Source organism: Candidatus Nitrosacidococcus sp. I8 (genome assembly GCF_945836005.1).
Classification (GTDB): Bacteria; Pseudomonadota; Gammaproteobacteria; order Nitrosococcales; family Nitrosococcaceae; genus Nitrosacidococcus.
In genome coordinates, this window is sequence record NZ_OX241534.1 from 1,350,102 (window position 1) to 1,365,166 (window position 15,065).

At 36.4% G+C, this 15,065-nt stretch carries 17 protein-coding genes and 1 tRNA gene; 8 read left to right on the forward strand and 10 right to left on the reverse strand.

Annotated features, from left to right (window positions below; genetic code table 11):
* The first annotated feature begins 30 nt into the window (after nucleotides 1-30).
* The gene (locus tag OOL07_RS06695; protein WP_264695774.1) at nucleotides 31-1,167 is read left to right on the forward strand and encodes a ribonucleotide-diphosphate reductase subunit beta; all 1,137 of its coding nucleotides are present in this window, start codon (nucleotides 31-33) and stop codon (nucleotides 1,165-1,167) included.
* Between the two features lie 72 nt (nucleotides 1,168-1,239).
* Here the strand turns inward: OOL07_RS06695 and OOL07_RS06700 are convergent, their stop codons facing one another.
* Entirely contained in the window at nucleotides 1,240-1,608 is a 369-nt protein-coding gene (locus OOL07_RS06700) for an exosortase system-associated protein, TIGR04073 family (RefSeq protein WP_264695775.1), read from the reverse strand.
* A gap of 338 nt (nucleotides 1,609-1,946) precedes the next feature.
* Between OOL07_RS06700 and OOL07_RS06705 the strand changes: the two genes are divergently transcribed.
* Nucleotides 1,947-2,888: an OmpA family protein gene (locus OOL07_RS06705; RefSeq protein WP_264695776.1), complete on the forward strand. Its 942-nt coding sequence runs from the start codon at nucleotides 1,947-1,949 to the stop codon at nucleotides 2,886-2,888.
* Between the two features lie 50 nt (nucleotides 2,889-2,938).
* Here OOL07_RS06705 and OOL07_RS06710 read toward each other — a convergent pair whose 3' ends face one another.
* The 4 genes from OOL07_RS06710 to OOL07_RS06725 form a co-directional block, all read right to left on the reverse strand.
* Complete coding sequence (locus tag OOL07_RS06710; protein WP_264695777.1) at nucleotides 2,939-3,748, reverse strand: metal ABC transporter permease; 810 nt, start codon at nucleotides 3,746-3,748, stop codon at nucleotides 2,939-2,941.
* Nucleotides 3,745-4,491 carry a metal ABC transporter ATP-binding protein gene (locus OOL07_RS06715; RefSeq protein WP_264695778.1) on the reverse strand — a complete coding sequence of 249 codons (747 nt, stop codon included), beginning with the start codon at nucleotides 4,489-4,491 and terminating at the stop codon, nucleotides 3,745-3,747. The genes OOL07_RS06710 and OOL07_RS06715 overlap by 4 nt, the downstream gene beginning before the upstream one ends.
* A complete protein-coding gene (locus OOL07_RS06720; RefSeq protein WP_264695780.1) occupies nucleotides 4,488-5,330 on the reverse strand; it encodes a metal ABC transporter solute-binding protein, Zn/Mn family in 843 nt (280 codons plus the stop codon). Before OOL07_RS06720 ends, OOL07_RS06715 begins: the two co-directional genes overlap by 4 nt.
* 226 nt (nucleotides 5,331-5,556) lie before the next feature.
* Complete coding sequence (locus OOL07_RS06725) at nucleotides 5,557-5,808, reverse strand: hexameric tyrosine-coordinated heme protein (protein ID WP_264695781.1); 252 nt, start codon at nucleotides 5,806-5,808, stop codon at nucleotides 5,557-5,559.
* A gap of 393 nt (nucleotides 5,809-6,201) precedes the next feature.
* Between OOL07_RS06725 and OOL07_RS06730 the strand changes: the two genes are divergently transcribed.
* Entirely contained in the window at nucleotides 6,202-6,429 is a 228-nt protein-coding gene (locus tag OOL07_RS06730) for a hypothetical protein (protein WP_264695782.1), read from the forward strand.
* 117 nt (nucleotides 6,430-6,546) lie between these two features.
* Nucleotides 6,547-7,107 (forward strand): hypothetical protein, encoded by a 561-nt coding sequence (locus OOL07_RS06735; protein WP_264695783.1) that lies wholly within the window; start codon nucleotides 6,547-6,549, stop codon nucleotides 7,105-7,107.
* A 53-nt stretch (nucleotides 7,108-7,160) separates the two neighbouring features.
* Here the strand turns inward: OOL07_RS06735 and clpA are convergent, their stop codons facing one another.
* From clpA to grxD, 3 genes are all read right to left on the reverse strand, one after another.
* Entirely contained in the window at nucleotides 7,161-9,413 is a 2,253-nt protein-coding gene (gene clpA, locus OOL07_RS06740; protein WP_264695784.1) for an ATP-dependent Clp protease ATP-binding subunit ClpA, read from the reverse strand.
* Nucleotides 9,414-9,478: 65 nt separating this feature from the next.
* Entirely contained in the window at nucleotides 9,479-9,817 is a 339-nt protein-coding gene (gene clpS / locus OOL07_RS06745) for an ATP-dependent Clp protease adapter ClpS (RefSeq protein ID WP_264695785.1), read from the reverse strand.
* A gap of 35 nt (nucleotides 9,818-9,852) precedes the next feature.
* On the reverse strand, nucleotides 9,853-10,176 hold the full coding sequence (grxD, locus tag OOL07_RS06750) for a Grx4 family monothiol glutaredoxin (RefSeq protein ID WP_413774108.1): 324 nt from the start codon (nucleotides 10,174-10,176) through the stop codon (nucleotides 9,853-9,855).
* A gap of 217 nt (nucleotides 10,177-10,393) precedes the next feature.
* Between grxD and OOL07_RS06755 the strand changes: the two genes are divergently transcribed.
* The 3 genes from OOL07_RS06755 (at nucleotide 10,394) to argF (ending at nucleotide 13,190) form a co-directional block, all read left to right on the forward strand.
* Entirely contained in the window at nucleotides 10,394-10,972 is a 579-nt protein-coding gene (locus OOL07_RS06755; protein ID WP_264695786.1) for a superoxide dismutase, read from the forward strand.
* A 100-nt stretch (nucleotides 10,973-11,072) separates the two neighbouring features.
* On the forward strand, nucleotides 11,073-12,257 hold the full coding sequence (locus OOL07_RS06760) for an aspartate aminotransferase family protein (RefSeq protein ID WP_264695787.1): 1,185 nt from the start codon (nucleotides 11,073-11,075) through the stop codon (nucleotides 12,255-12,257).
* A gap of 27 nt (nucleotides 12,258-12,284) precedes the next feature.
* Nucleotides 12,285-13,190 (forward strand): ornithine carbamoyltransferase, encoded by a 906-nt coding sequence (argF, locus tag OOL07_RS06765; RefSeq protein WP_264695788.1) that lies wholly within the window; start codon nucleotides 12,285-12,287, stop codon nucleotides 13,188-13,190.
* A 22-nt stretch (nucleotides 13,191-13,212) separates the two neighbouring features.
* Here the strand turns inward: argF and murU are convergent, their stop codons facing one another.
* Nucleotides 13,213-13,878 (reverse strand): N-acetylmuramate alpha-1-phosphate uridylyltransferase MurU, encoded by a 666-nt coding sequence (murU, locus tag OOL07_RS06770; protein WP_264695789.1) that lies wholly within the window; start codon nucleotides 13,876-13,878, stop codon nucleotides 13,213-13,215.
* On the reverse strand, nucleotides 13,875-14,861 hold the full coding sequence (locus OOL07_RS06775) for an aminoglycoside phosphotransferase family protein (protein ID WP_319804046.1): 987 nt from the start codon (nucleotides 14,859-14,861) through the stop codon (nucleotides 13,875-13,877). Before OOL07_RS06775 ends, murU begins: the two co-directional genes overlap by 4 nt.
* Nucleotides 14,862-14,921: 60 nt before the next feature.
* On the opposite strand from OOL07_RS06775, the gene OOL07_RS06780 reads away from it, so the two are divergent.
* Nucleotides 14,922-14,996, forward strand: a tRNA-Val gene (locus OOL07_RS06780).
* The last annotated feature ends 69 nt before the right edge of the window (nucleotides 14,997-15,065 follow it).

Below are 15,065 nucleotides of genomic sequence, written 5' to 3' on the forward strand. Positions count from 1 at the left end.
CTCCACTAAAAATATTTTAAGAGAAATAAAATGTTAAATTGGGAAGATTCTATCGCAGAAGTTAAGAGTGAAAATTCTTGGCCTTCCTCATCATACAATGCAAACCATAATTATATGAATTTTGGCTTTGAGAATATCGATATGGGAGCTGCCAGAATTCAAGTAGATGATAAAAGAATTATTAATTGCCGTGCTGACCTTAATCAACTTGTTCCATTTAAATATGGATGGGCTTGGGAAAAGTATTTAAGTGCTTGTGCTAACCATTGGATGCCGCAAGAAATCAATATGAATGCTGATATTGCATTATGGAAAAGCCCACATGGGCTAACCGAAGATGAGCGGATGATTATAAAACGGAATTTAGGTTTTTTTGTAACTGCAGATTCCTTAGTAGCTAATAATTTGGTTCTAGCAGTATACCGTCATATTACTAATCCTGAATGCAGACAATATTTGTTACGGCAAGCTTTTGAAGAAGCACTACACACTCACGCTTATCAGTACTGTGTGGAGAGTTTAAGCTTAGATGAGGGAGAAATTTTCAATATGTATCGGGAGGTACCTGCGGTTGCTCGCAAAGCAGAGTGGGCACTACCATTTACCCAATACCTCTCAAATTCTAATTTTAAAACAGGTACTACGGAAAATGACCAAAAATTACTCAAAGAATTGATTGCTTTTTATGTCATTTTTGAAGGAATTTTCTTTTATGTGGGATTTGTTCAAATTCTTTCCATGGGTCGCCAAAATAAAATGACAGGTACTGCAGAGCAGTTCCAATACATTATGCGCGATGAATCTATGCATATGAATTTTGGAATTGATGTGATAAATCAGATTAAAATCGAAAATCCTCATTTATGGTCAAAAGAATTTAAAAATGAGGTTATTTCCATGATTGAAGAAGCTGTAGAGTTAGAAACCCAATATGCTGCTGATACTATGCCTAGAGGTGTTTTAGGTCTTAATGCAACTATGTTTGTAGAGTACCTAAAATATATTGCTAATCGCCGCCTTGCTCAAATTGGTCTTCCAGAGCAATATTTCGGAGTAGATAATCCATTTCCTTGGATGTCAGAGGTTCTTGATCTAAAGAAAGAGAAAAACTTTTTTGAAACAAGAGTAACTGAATACCAAACAGGTGGTGCTCTAAAGTGGGAATAATTTCCTATTTTAATTAAAAAACTCATACGGGTCAGCTTAAAATAAACATTAGCTGTCCCCTTACTTAGGTACTTAGGGTCTTAACCCATAACTAGTATCCTGATCAAGATTCTGAAAAACATATCTAGGATGTATAAAATCTGGAGTTGGAATAAAAAAAGTAGTAAGCTCCCCTACTCCTACTAGGGTACGCCCGATAGCATTACCAATGCCTTTAATAAAACCCCATATAACACCCACAATAATATTGTCATTGTGACTAGTACTCACAATACTTTTAGGTATTTCTAACCATCCAGTTGTAATGTTGATGATCCCACTTCCTAATTTCCTACCTGCATTTGCACCATAAGTTGGGTTTGCAGCTACCGGTAGAGAGAAACTAAGGAAGGAAAGAGACAAAATTATAAAAAAAACAGTACGCAATATTTTATTATTCATTGATCTATATTTCAAAAAATAAAAAACTTAATTTGGATAGATACTCTAGTTACATTAATAATAATATTTTTATTATCAATAGGTTTAATACTATTCTTATAGCAATCTTAAACTTATTCCTTAGCTTTGATATATTAACACTTTAGTAGCGTTTATAATGTAGATAAACCCTTAATCTTTATCGAAAACTATTTCATAGCTCAGAGTAGTAATATAAATACACACAATAATCACTCAATTTCTTATGCTACTCCAAATCATAATTAAATTGCAATTCAGGGGGTTTTTATCATAAAAATTAAGACTTATCCAAAAAGATTATAATCAGGGAGACGTTTATGAATAATAGAGATATAACAAAAATTCTAGTAATTTTACCAATATTATTTATCACTTGTGCATCAGCACAACAGCCTATAGAAAGAGATGGGGCATGGGATAGCTACCCTTATGAGAAAGATTTTAAAGATCATAAAGGTTGGCCAGATTGTGCAGTCATGGAAGGTAACTCTGAAAATAAAAAATACTTACCTGGTAAGGAGCAAGTAATAACTTGGACAATTTGTCGATCAGATACACCGGATTCTGATCATGATGGTGTGCCAGATCATATAGATCAATGTCCTGATACCCCTGAGTGGATGAAAGTAGATAAGAAAGGTTGCCCATTGGATACTGATGGTGATGGTGTGCCCGATAGTGTAGATCAATGCATCAATACGCCAAAAGGTGCTAGGGTTAATGGTGTAGGTTGTACTGTTAAAGATAGCGATGGTGATGGTGTACCTGATAGTGCAGATCAGTGCCCTAATACACCAAAAGGAGTAGCTGTTGATTCAGTAGGGTGCCCATTAGATAGTGATGGTGATGGTATTGCTGATTACTTAGATCAGTGCCCCAATACCCCAGAGGGGATTACTGTAAATAATCAGGGTTGCCCAGGTCCTGCAGTGCTTAAAGGCGTTCATTTTGAATTTGACTCAGCACAACTCACTCTAGATGCTCAAGGCATTTTAAATAATGTTGCTCAGTCTCTCCAAAGCCACCCAGAGTTAAATATTTCCATTGCAGGACATACAGATAGTACAGGACCAGAAATATATAACAAACAGTTATCTCAGCTGCGCGCCGAATCTGTAATGAATTATTTAGCCTCTCATGGAGTAGATAAAGCAAAAATGACAGCAATGGGTTATGGCGAAGAGCACCCAATAGCTTCTAATCTTACTCAAGATGGGCGTGCACAAAACCGCCGAGTTGAGCTCCAAACATCTAATTAGTTACTGATTTATATAACGAGGGTTACTCTGTAGCCCTCGTTTTTTAATTTCTAGCGTAACTCTATGGCTAATGTTGAAATAAGATAGGCTGCTCCCGTGACTAATACGATGACTGATCCAGTAGGAAGATCTGGCTCGTAAGAAATAGCAAGCCCCGTAGTAGTGAAGATTGCCCCTAAGAAGGAGGCAAGGATCATCATCCCTACTAAAGATTTAGTATATTGTCTTGCAATTGCTGCCGGTAGTGCGAGTAAGGCAATGACTAAAATCAAACCTACTATCTGAACTAAAAGTACAACGGTAATTGCAACCATACAAAGAAGAAGTAAATAGAAAAAAATAACAGGTACTCCACGTAGGTTAGCAAATTCTTCATCAAAACTTATGGCTAAAAATTGCTTATAAAATAAAAAAATAATAAGAATAATAGCTATATCTATACCAGCCATTAAATAGAGCTGTTGTATTGATACCATAAGAATATTTCCAAATAGATATGCCATAAGATCTACATTGTAGCTAGGAGCTTGAGAGATAAAAATAATGCCAATAGCCATTCCTATCGACCAGAGTGCACTAATGAGCGTATCTTCTTGTTCTTTCCAGCGTAAATTTACCCAACCTATAACTAGTGCGGCAAGCAAAGCAGCAAATAAAGCACCTAAAAAGGGATCTTTCCCTAAATAATAGGCAATTCCCATACCTCCTAAAATTGCATGAGCAATCCCTCCCACTAAAAAACTGATACGCTTAACAATAACAAAGCTACCTACTATACCACAGCTTAAACTTGCTAAAATGCCTGCAATTAAAGCATTCTGTAAAAAGGTAGTAGTTATTAAAGTTTCCCAAAAATTCATAATGAATGAATATGATCAATAATACGCACTCTAGTACCATAGAGCTGATCAATTATTTTCCCGCTAATTGCAGCGGTTTCATGGCATACTAAAGTTTGATTTAGGCAAGCAACTCGATTCACATAGCGGGAAATAAATCCAATATCATGGGAAACCACAATAATTGTCATTTTTTTATTCAGGGTTTGAAGTAAACGAAAAAAATCCTCTTCTAATCGTACGTCCACATGAGCAGTTGGCTCGTCTAAAATAAGTATTTCAGGTTCCATAGTGAGTGCTCTAGCAATTAATACTCGTTGATGCTGCCCCCCGGATAAATCGGATAGAGATCGCTTACTTAGCCCTAGTATTTCTACTTGCGTCATTGCTTGTTGAGCAATCTCTCTATCTTTTTGAGTGTAGTTACCGATAATTCTTGTTTTGCCCAAGCGTCCTTGAAGGACTACGGATTCTACAGTAATTGGGAAGTTATCAGTGAAACTATTATGTTGGGGTACATAACCAATAACTGATTTTCCTTTTTTAGGCAAAAGACCTAATACGGAAATATAACCTGATAAAGGTGTAAGCAGTCCTAGAATAATTTTGAGTAAGGTACTTTTCCCACCTCCGTTAGGACCAATAATTCCTAGAAATTCTCCACTATAAATCTCAAGGTTAATATGATCGAGTACTAATGGTCCGTTGTAGGAAAAACAAATATCTCTAATTGAGATAACAGTATCAGTAGAATCCTGATTCACTTCAATACGCTTGCTAATGTAGTGGCTACATGACGCAAGTTTGCTTCATAATTTTCTGAAAGTGGATCTAAAAGAATAAGTTTTGCACCAATAGATTGGGCTATTAATTGTGCATGAGTACGACTAAATTGGTTTTGGATAAAAATCGTTTTAATATTTTTTCTACGACCTAATTCAATTAAAGATGCTAAGGATTTAGCTCCCGGCTCTTTGCCCTCGTGCTCGATGGCAATCTCATGAAGGTCATAGGTTCTGGCAAAGTAACGCCAAGCAGGATGAAACACCATAAAATCATGCTGAGTAATATCTGATAATGCACTACGGATGAATTTATCAAGATCATTTAGATCTTGAATAAATAGTTGATAATTTTTTTCAAATTGATTTTTATAAGTAGGATCAGCAGTAATAAGTGTATCTCTAATATTTTTTGCAATAATTTTTACTAGAGGTGGGCTTGTCCAAATATGGGGATCCATAGATTCATATGAAATCTTATTATTTCCTACTTTTTCAGAGGGAGCATCTGTCGAAATGGACAATAGGGGTATATCGTTACGATTATCTACAATCTTAATGCTAGGGTTAGTCTTTGCAATAGATTCTAACCAAATTATTTCAAGAGGTATTCCGATACGAAAGTAAAACTCTGCTTGAGTAAGTTTAACTATTTGTTTAGGAGTAGGCTCATATGTTTCCTCATTCTGCCCTTGTTTTATCATCACAGAGACCTGTACTCGGCTACCACCAATACGTTCTATAAAATATTTTTGAGGAATAATACTAACAAAGATAGGGATAGGGCGATTTTCTGCACGAGTACAGGTGCTGCATAACATGCATATAGCTAAAAAAGCTATTGCAAAAGAGTAGAACCAGCTAGATTTCATATTTGAATTAGGTTGAGAAATTTCCTTCTTACTATCCCTAGCTGACTATTAATAATTTTCTCTATTTTTAAACTAGAAGTTTAAGGTTTGGTTTTTAACAAAAACTTAAATAAATATTTTATAAATCAAAGACTAATTTTAGATAAGCTTAAACTTATCTATATTACGTTAGTAATTATTGGCAGCAGCCACTGTTTGATTTACGCCAGTAATTATTGGCAGCAGCCACTGTCTGAAAATTAATTGCAACGACTTGAGAGGCCGCAGTCAAGCCAGAGGCATTTTCTGCATATTCAGATCGTAACTTATGTAATACTTCAGTATTCGGTTGCGTATATTTTACCCCCCTTCGGCTGAGGGTAACGGCCAGTTCAAAGCCTTCTTGAGGAGTTTCGGTAATCAGTGATGTTAACCAAGTATCAGCCATAGTTTTTATTCCTATCTTCTCTTTAACAACAGCTTAATAAAATTAAAAATTATTAAAATAATAATCCTATTATTATACATTGAAAACTCCTGCCCATGAAACTAGTTAGATGCCTTGCAATTATAGGTAATAGATAAAGGTTCATTAATTTAGATAGAAATTTACTAGAGCATTCTTAACCAAACTATACTAACAATGCATATTAAATTCAGTATGAAACCCATAAATAGGTAACATTATACAAATTTTTGTCATAAATATGATGAAAAATGCCCACTATATATTCATGCATAAAATTTATACCTCCCCTTTCCTTGCTTTATAAGTTGGCATATTTTTTGCTTAAATTTATAAGTATTTTGTTATAAACCTATTTTAGGAGGTTTAAATTTTATGCGTTTTACTTATGCCTGCCTCTCAATATTATTTTCAATAAGTGCTTTTGAAAGCGCATATGCAGGGCCCATTAATTTAGTTCAAAATGGGGATTTTTCTCAAATTCACCAAGTCACGGGAGGATTAGCGGTTAATTCAGGTACCCCTACTCAGCTTAATTATGCACCTAGTACTTTTAATAATGCTCCTAATGAAAAATCATATGGAGAATTTGTAAATGACTAGTCTACACTAACAAGTGGAACTATATCGGGTGGATCTGTTGCTACTGTACTTTCTGCAAACCAGAATATTGTATGGTTTCCAAGTGCTACAGCTGCATCTACTGTAAATGCTCAAGATATGGATTCAAATGGTACTGCATCAATGCTAGTATCAGGGCAAACAAATCGCCCATTACTGCCTAGCACCGTAACTGCTCCTACAGATAATAGTGCCTTTTTAGCTATACAAGCTAATATGCCTAATAGTGGTATTGGTATAGAACAAACTATTAATGGATTAACAGCAGGTCAAGAATACAATGTAAGCTTTGATTTTGCAGCAACAATGGATAATATTGATACTGCAAAGGAAGCAGCTGGGCTTACTGCCTCTATTTTCGATGGAAGTAATAGTAGTGACCCACTTACATCATTTACAATCCCTGAAGAAACAATAACTAGCAATAATGGGTTCCTCGGTTCTCATTCAACCCCTACCTTTAGCGGTTGGTCTTCCCAATCCTTTAATTTTACTGCTAACCAATCATCTATGGTATTGCAATTCCTAGCCAACGGAACTCCTGCAGGATTACCCCCATATGCATTGCTTACTAACGTACAGATAATTGCTGCATCCTCTAATCCTACAAATCCTGACAATCCTCCTACAACAACAGTATCAGAGCCAAAAACATTATAATTTTAATTAAACTCAAGAAAAGATCCTGTTCAGTACAATCAGGATCTCTCTTTCTAGACTGGATAGGTTAAATGAAGGTTATCTTCAAGCAAGGTTACTACAACATGACCGCCATGGGCTAATTTACCAAATAGTAATTCATCTGCCAAAGGCTTTTTGATTTTTTCTTGAATGAGCCGAGACATAGGGCGAGCTCCCATAGCTTCATCATAACCATGTTCCCCTAGCCAAGCTTTTACCTCTGAATCCACTTCTAGGGTAACTTGTTTACTTTGCAGTAATAACTCTAATTCCATTAAGAATTTATCTACCACTCTACCTATAGAGGATTTACTGAGCGGTTTAAACTGAATAATAGCGTCTAATCGGTTGCGCAGTTCAGGACTAAAGGTACGTTGAATTGCTCCCATAATATCACTTTCGTGATTTTGTTTCGTAAAGCCCATGGAGCTACGACTTGCTTCATGAACGCCTATATTAGAAGTCATCACTAAAGTAATATTGCGAAAATCTGCTTTACGCCCATTATTATCGGTTAACATACCGTGATCCATTACTTGGAGTAATAGATTAAATATATCTGGATGGGCTTTTTCAATTTCATCAAGCAATAAAACTCCATGGGGATTTTTGTACACTGCTTCAGTAAGTAACCCTCCTTGATCGTAGCCTACATAACCGGGGGGTGCTCCGATGAGCCGAGAAACAGTATGACTTTCCATATATTCAGACATATCAAAACGAATAAGCTCAATGCCTAGAATATAAGCAAGCTGCCTTGTCACCTCTGTCTTTCCTACCCCTGTAGGTCCAGCAAAGAGGAATGATCCTACGGGACGATGACTATCCATCAAGCCAGAGCGTGCCATTTTAACTGCTGAGCTTAATGCTTCAATGGCTGCATCTTGCCCAAAAATAACTCTTTTTAAATTAGATTCTAGGGTTGCTAAGGTTTCCCTATCTGAAAGAGAGACTTGCTTAGGCGGAATCCGCGCTATTTTAGCAATTACCGCTTGGGCATCTTGTGCACTAATCACTTTTTTACGTTTAGAAGCAGGCAATAACTGCTGGTAAGCACCACACTCATCAAGCACATCAATAGCTTTATCTGGAAGGTGGCGATCATGAATATAGCGATCCGAGAGTTCAGCAGCAGTACGTAAAGCTGCTTGGGAAAAACGAACTTTATGGTGTTCTTCCAATCGAGATTTCAATCCTTGTAAAATCTGTATTGCTTCCTCTACTGAAGGCTCAGGAATATCTATTTTTTGAAAACGACGTGCTAAAGCTCGATCTTTTTCAAAAATATTACGATATTCTTGATAAGTAGTAGAACCAATACACTTGAGCTCGCCAGAAGTCAGTGCCGGTTTAATTAAGTTAGAAGCATCCATAACGCTACCAGAGGCGGATCCTGCACCAATAATCGTATGGATTTCATCAATAAATAGGATAGACTCTTTTTCGTTTTTAAGCTGGGATAATATCCCTTTAAATCTCTTTTCAAAATCTCCACGGTATTTTGTGCCTGCTAGCAATGCCCCCATATCTAAGCTATAGACAGTACAATTTTGTAGAATATCTGGAATGTCTCTCTCAGTGATTTTCCATGCCAACCCTTCAGCAAGTGCCGTTTTACCTACGCCTGCTTCACCCACAAGTAAAGGGTTGTTTTTTCTTCTTCGGCATAGAATTTGAATAATACGCTCTAATTCATTAGAGCGTCCTATAAGAGGATCGATTTTTCCTTGAGCAGCTAATAAATTAAGATTAGTTGCATAAATCTCTAGCGGGGTTTTTCCAGGTGGATTTACATGCGTTGCTTCTGTTTCTTCAGAAGCGTGAGGTGCTTCTCCACTTTCTTCTTGAGATTCAACCTTACTAATTCCGTGGGAGATGTAATTGATAATATCTAATCGAGTGGTATGTTGCCGTTTTAAAAAATATACTGCTTGAGATTTCTGCTCTCCATAGATAGCTACTAATATATTGGCACCTGTAACTTCCCTTTGACCAGAAGATTGAGCCTGAAGCACAGCTCTTTGCAAGACTCGCTGGAACCCTAAGGTAGGCTGAGTATCACGATTATTTTGATTAGATAACAGTGGCGTTGTTTCATTTAAAAATGAGTTAATTTCTTCTCTTAGCTGTTCTAAATTTACATTGCAAGCACGGAGTACAGCAGCAGCTGACTCGTTATCTAACATAGCAAGTAAAAGATGCTCTATCGTTAAATACTCGTGCATTTTTTCTCGAGCACCTTTAAAGGCTTGGTTTAAACTTACTTCCAGATCCTTACTTAACATAGTAAGTTATTTTACAAAGTTCCAATAATTGAGATACATGATAAATACAGAGATGAATCAAAAAATTATGTTTTCTCTAAAACACATTTTAGAGGGTGTTGATGCTCTCCTGAGTATTCATTTACCTGGGCTACTTTCGTTTCAGCTATTTCATAGGTAAATATACCGCAAATACCTTTTCCCTCTGTATGAATCTGCCACATGATATGAGTAGCCTGATCTAAGCCCATGGTAAAAAAAAACTGTAATACTTTAACCACAAATTCCATTGGTGTATAATCGTCATTTAGCATGACTACTTTATACATAGACGGTTTTTTAAGTTCTGGCTTTTCAAATTCGGGATTTACAACATTAACGGTAGATTCACCAGGTTTTTCTCTACTTAAATAAACTGTATACATTAATTACCTGCTATAAAGAATATCTCTCAACATTTTTAAGTATTTTTAGCAGTAGTTGTTTCAGCAATTTTTTTAAGCTCCCCTTTCTCGAATAGCTCTATAATAATATCACAACCCCCTATTAATTCCCCATTTACAAACAACTGGGGAAAAGTGGGCCAATTTGAATACTGAGGTAAATGAGAACGAATATCTGGGTTAGAAAGGATATCCACATGAGCAAATTCTATGCCACTAGCTTGAAGCGCTTGAACCGCTCTGCTAGAAAAACCACATTGGGGAAATTGTGGATCGCCTTTCATGAATAAAACAATCGGGTTTGTTTCTACAATTTCTTTAATTTGTTCTATAACACCCATAATATACCTCCAAAAAAGTGAGAGTTGCTAAGGCAAATAAACTTATTTCGATAAATGAGGCTTAAGTTTAATAATCAGTTTAGTATAATTTTACTTAAAAATATCTTACCTATAATTAGGATTCCATTGCAGATATTTCTAGTATGAAATTGTGTAACCGTAAGGGTTTTAATGTTATTTATACCATATTTTTTAATACAATACAGGAGATTTACTTATGATTCACCGTTTACCAGATCTTCCTTATCTAATAGATTCTTTAGAACCTTATCTTTCTAAAGAAACCTTAGAGTACCACTATGGTAAACACCATCAGACTTATGTAGACAAATTAAATGGGCTAATTGCTGGCACAGAATTTGAACACGCTTCTTTAGAAGGGATCATTACTAAATCTTCCGGAGGAATTTTTAATAATGGTGCACAGGTCTGGAATCACACTTTTTATTGGAATTGTTTAACTCCCCAAGGAAAAGGATCACCAAGTGGAGATCTATTAGCTGCCATTAATAAAAATTTTGGCTCTTTTGCAGAGTTCAAAGAAAAGTTTAGCCAAACTGCGATTACTCTTTTTGGATCCGGTTGGGCTTGGCTTGTCAAAAATACTAATGGATCTCTTGAAATTACTACAACGGCTAATGCAGGTAACCCTCTTACAGAAGGGAAAACCCCCCTTCTAACTTGCGATGTTTGGGAGCATGCTTATTATGTAGATTATCGCAATGCACGCCCACAGTATGTAGAATCTTTCTGGAAAATTGTTAACTGGGATTTTGTTGCTAGTAATAATCGTTAGAAAATAAATTTAAAATTACTTTACTGTGGCAGCCTTAAATTTATTTGGCTGCCATTATCTTTTAGTATATTAAAATTTAATCAGAGTATTCACATAATCAATGAGCGAATCATTAATGTTAGCCTATAACCGCTTACCTGTTACATTTGAGTACGGTAGGGGAGCTTGGTTATGGGATACTGAAGGAAATCAATACCTAGATGCCCTAGCAGGGGTTGCAGTTTGTGGACTGGGTCATGCCCATCCTGCAGTAGTAGCAGCTATTCAAAATCAAGCAGAAAAATTACTTCATACTTCTAATATTTATCGTATTTCTCTACAAGAAGATCTAGCAAATCGCCTAACGGCTTTATCTGGTATGGATCGTGTCTTTTTTTCTAACTCTGGTGCAGAAGCTAATGAAGCTGCTCTTAAAATTGCCCGCCGTTATGGGCATAACCAAGGAGTTGATAATCCAAAAATTGTTGTAATGACAGGTAGTTTTCATGGACGAACTTTAGCTACCCTAAGTGCAACTGGGAACCCTAAAGTCCAAGCAGGCTTTGAGCCTCTTGTCCAAAATTTTATCCGAATTCCCTACAATGATATTACTGCATTAAGAAATCTTCCTAAAGAAACCTACCAAGAAATTGTTGCTATATTACTAGAACCAGTTCAAGGAGAAGGAGGAATTATTGTTCCGAATGAGGATTATTTAGATCAAATACGCCTCATTTGTAACCAACAAGGCTGGCTTATGATGCTAGATGAAGTGCAAACAGGATTATGCCGTACAGGTCAATGGTTTGCTTTTCAGCATAGCCATCAAGCCCAACCAGATGTGATTACCCTTGCAAAGAGTCTCGGTGGTGGTATACCTATTGGAGCTTGTCTCGCTCGAGGAGTTGCTGCCGAAGTAATACAACCAGGATCCCATGGTTCTACCTGTGGAGGTAATCCTTTAGCATGTCGCTCTGCTTTAGCGGTTTTAGATACCCTAGAGCAAGCTAATTTAGCTAGCCGTGCTGCTCAATTAGGGCAGAAAATGCTCCAATCTTTCCAAGAAATGTTTGGAAAATTACCGCAAGTTAAGGCAATTCGAGGTAAAGGGTTAATGATGGGCATTGAATTAGATCGACCTTGTGGTGCACTCATGTCTTATGCCCTAGCTGATGGGTTGCTGATTAATGTTACTGCCAATAATGTGATAAGATTACTCCCTCCCTTAATTATTACCGATGAAGAAGCTGATATTATTACTTCAAAATTAAATAACCTAATTAGATCTTTTCTCAAAAATTCCTAGATTTTAAACATAGTTAGAGAAAAAACTATGGCAGTAAAACATTTTTTAACTTTATTTGATTTATCTACTAAAGAATTAGAACACCTTATCCAGCGAGCAATTGAGCTGAAAATTCTTCAGAAATCAGGAGAAATCTACGAGCCATTAAAAAATAAAGTATTGGGTATGATTTTTGAAAAATCCTCTACCCGTACTCGTGTTTCTTTTGAGGCAGCTATGACTCAATTTGGGGGTAGTGCTATTTTTCTATCTCCAAAAGACACGCAATTAGGTCGAGGTGAATCGATTGAGGATACTGCTCGTGTTCTCTCAAGAATGATAGATGGTTTAATGGTACGTACTTTTTCTCATACCACTTTAGAGCGTTTTGCAGCCTATTCTCAAGTACCTGTAATTAATGCACTTACTGATCTTTATCACCCTTGCCAATTACTTGCAGATATTCAAACTTATACGGAGCATAGAGGTAGTATTCAAGGACAAACCGTTGCGTGGGTAGGTGATGGTAATAATATGTGCCACTCTTATATTAGTGCTGCACAACAATTTAAGTTTAAATTACATGTTGCTACACCAATAGGTTATGAGCCTAACTCTGATCTTTTAAAAAATACAGAAAAGTATATTCAACTAATTTCAGATCCAAAAGAAGCAGTTAAAAACGCCGATTTAGTAGTGACAGATTCTTGGGCCAGTATGGGACAAGAAGAGGAAAAGGAGCAGCGATCTAGGGATTTTAAAGATTACCAAGTCAACAAAAAACTAATGATTTTAGCGAAAAAAGATGCACTCTTTATGCATTGCTTACCTGCTTATCGAGGGAAAGAAGTGACCATTGATGTGATTGATGGAAATCAAAGCGTGGTATGGGATGAAGCAGAAAATCGTCTCCATGCCCAGAAGGCTCTACTAGAAAATCTAATGGCAAATTAGAATATCAATTAACTAAATTTAGTTAAGCCAAAGTTAAATGCTGTACTAGGCTAAACAAGCTTTCTGGTGTCCCTATATCACGCCATTCTCCTTGATAATATTCCCCTGTTACCAAATTTCGGCAAGCCATTTCCCGTAATAAGGGTGCTAAAGGAAATCGCCCAGGAAAGCAGTGAGTAAACAATTTCGGATGGTAAACAGCAATACCACTAAAAGTAAGTCGCTCGCCCTCTTTTGTAGTAACTTGGCTACCACATAGGGTGAAATCTCCTTGAGGATGGTGGCTGGGGTTATCTACTAGAATAAGATGAGCAAGGCTTCTTAAATTGATTTTAAGATTAGCAAAAGGATAATCCGTCCAGATATCCCCATTAACTACTAAAAATGGTTTCTTTCCTAGCAAAGGAAGAGCATGATAAATTCCACCTCCTGTCTCTAACCCTTCTTCTTGCTCAGGAGAATAGTCAATACGTATACCATAGCACTGACCGTCTCCTAAATAAGATTCAATTTGTTCTCCTAAATAAGCGTGGTTAATGACTAATTCAGTAAATCCTGCTTTAGTCAGAGACCCAATAATATATTCAATCAGCCGTTGAGATCCTACTTGAAGCAGGGGCTTAGGTGTGTGGTCTGTTAGAGGTCGCATTCGTTTTCCACGACCTGCAGCCAATATCATTGCTTTCACTGCAAAATCATATTAGATTGCGGTAGAGATTGTAGGATTTTATTTAAATCTACTAATTCATTATACTGACTCCCTATTCTAATTATATATGCTAGAGTTCTAGGAATATCTTTTAAGTAGTTAGGTTTATGATCCCGATAATTTAGGCGGGCAAAAATACCTATTGCTTTCAAATGCCTTTGAATACCCATCCAATCAAACCAATATAAAAATTCATTCAAATCCTGCCCTACAGGAATATCCAATTGAGTTGCTTTGTTTCTATACATAGATACCCAATCTGCTATTTTTTCTTGGGACCAAGCAATATAACAATCCCGTAATAAAGAAACTAAATCATAGGTTACAGGTCCTTTAACCGCATCTTGGAAATCTAAGATTCCAGGATTATTTTGATTAGTGAGCATTAAATTTCGGGAATGATAATCTCGATGTACGAATACTTGGGGTTGATTTAATGCTGTATTTGCTAATAAATTAAATACAGAATCAAGTTCTGTAGTAATATGAATTCCTAAGTGACGCTTTAAATACCAATCTTTAAACAATTCCATTTCTTGGAATAATAGTTCGTGGCTATAGGGCTTTAAATTTATGCTATTAGAGCCTTTACTTTGTAGCATTAGAAGAGCAGAGATTGCATCCTCGTAGAGCGTTTGTGCACTATTTACATTTAGAAAATATAAATATTGGCTAGAGCCTAAATCCGTTAATAGTAAAAACCCTTGCTTTAAATCTTGGAATAAAATTCTAGGTACATTTAACCCTAATTCATTTAATTTATTAGCAATATAAATAAAATCGGCACACCCCTCTTTCTCTGGTGGGGCATCCATGATAATCCAAGATTCTTTTTGAGGCTGAAAAAGACGAAAATAACGACGAGCACTAGCATCTCCTGCAACAGGAGTTAAAGAGTAATGGATAAAATTTAGTTCTTGAAGCCAGTGATTTATCGCTTCAAGGCGTGTATCTAATATCAGAAGAGATCCCTATATTGATTGATTTTAGGGGAGATTATATCGTAAAATCTGGTTACATTTGGGCGATTAGCTCAGGGGGAGAGCACTGCCTTCACACGGCAGGGGTCACTGGTTCGATCCCAGTATCGCCCACCACCTAACTGAGTGCTATAAAAGCACTAGCACACTTAGAGCTTGTTATATATAGTGTAAATACACTAGAGT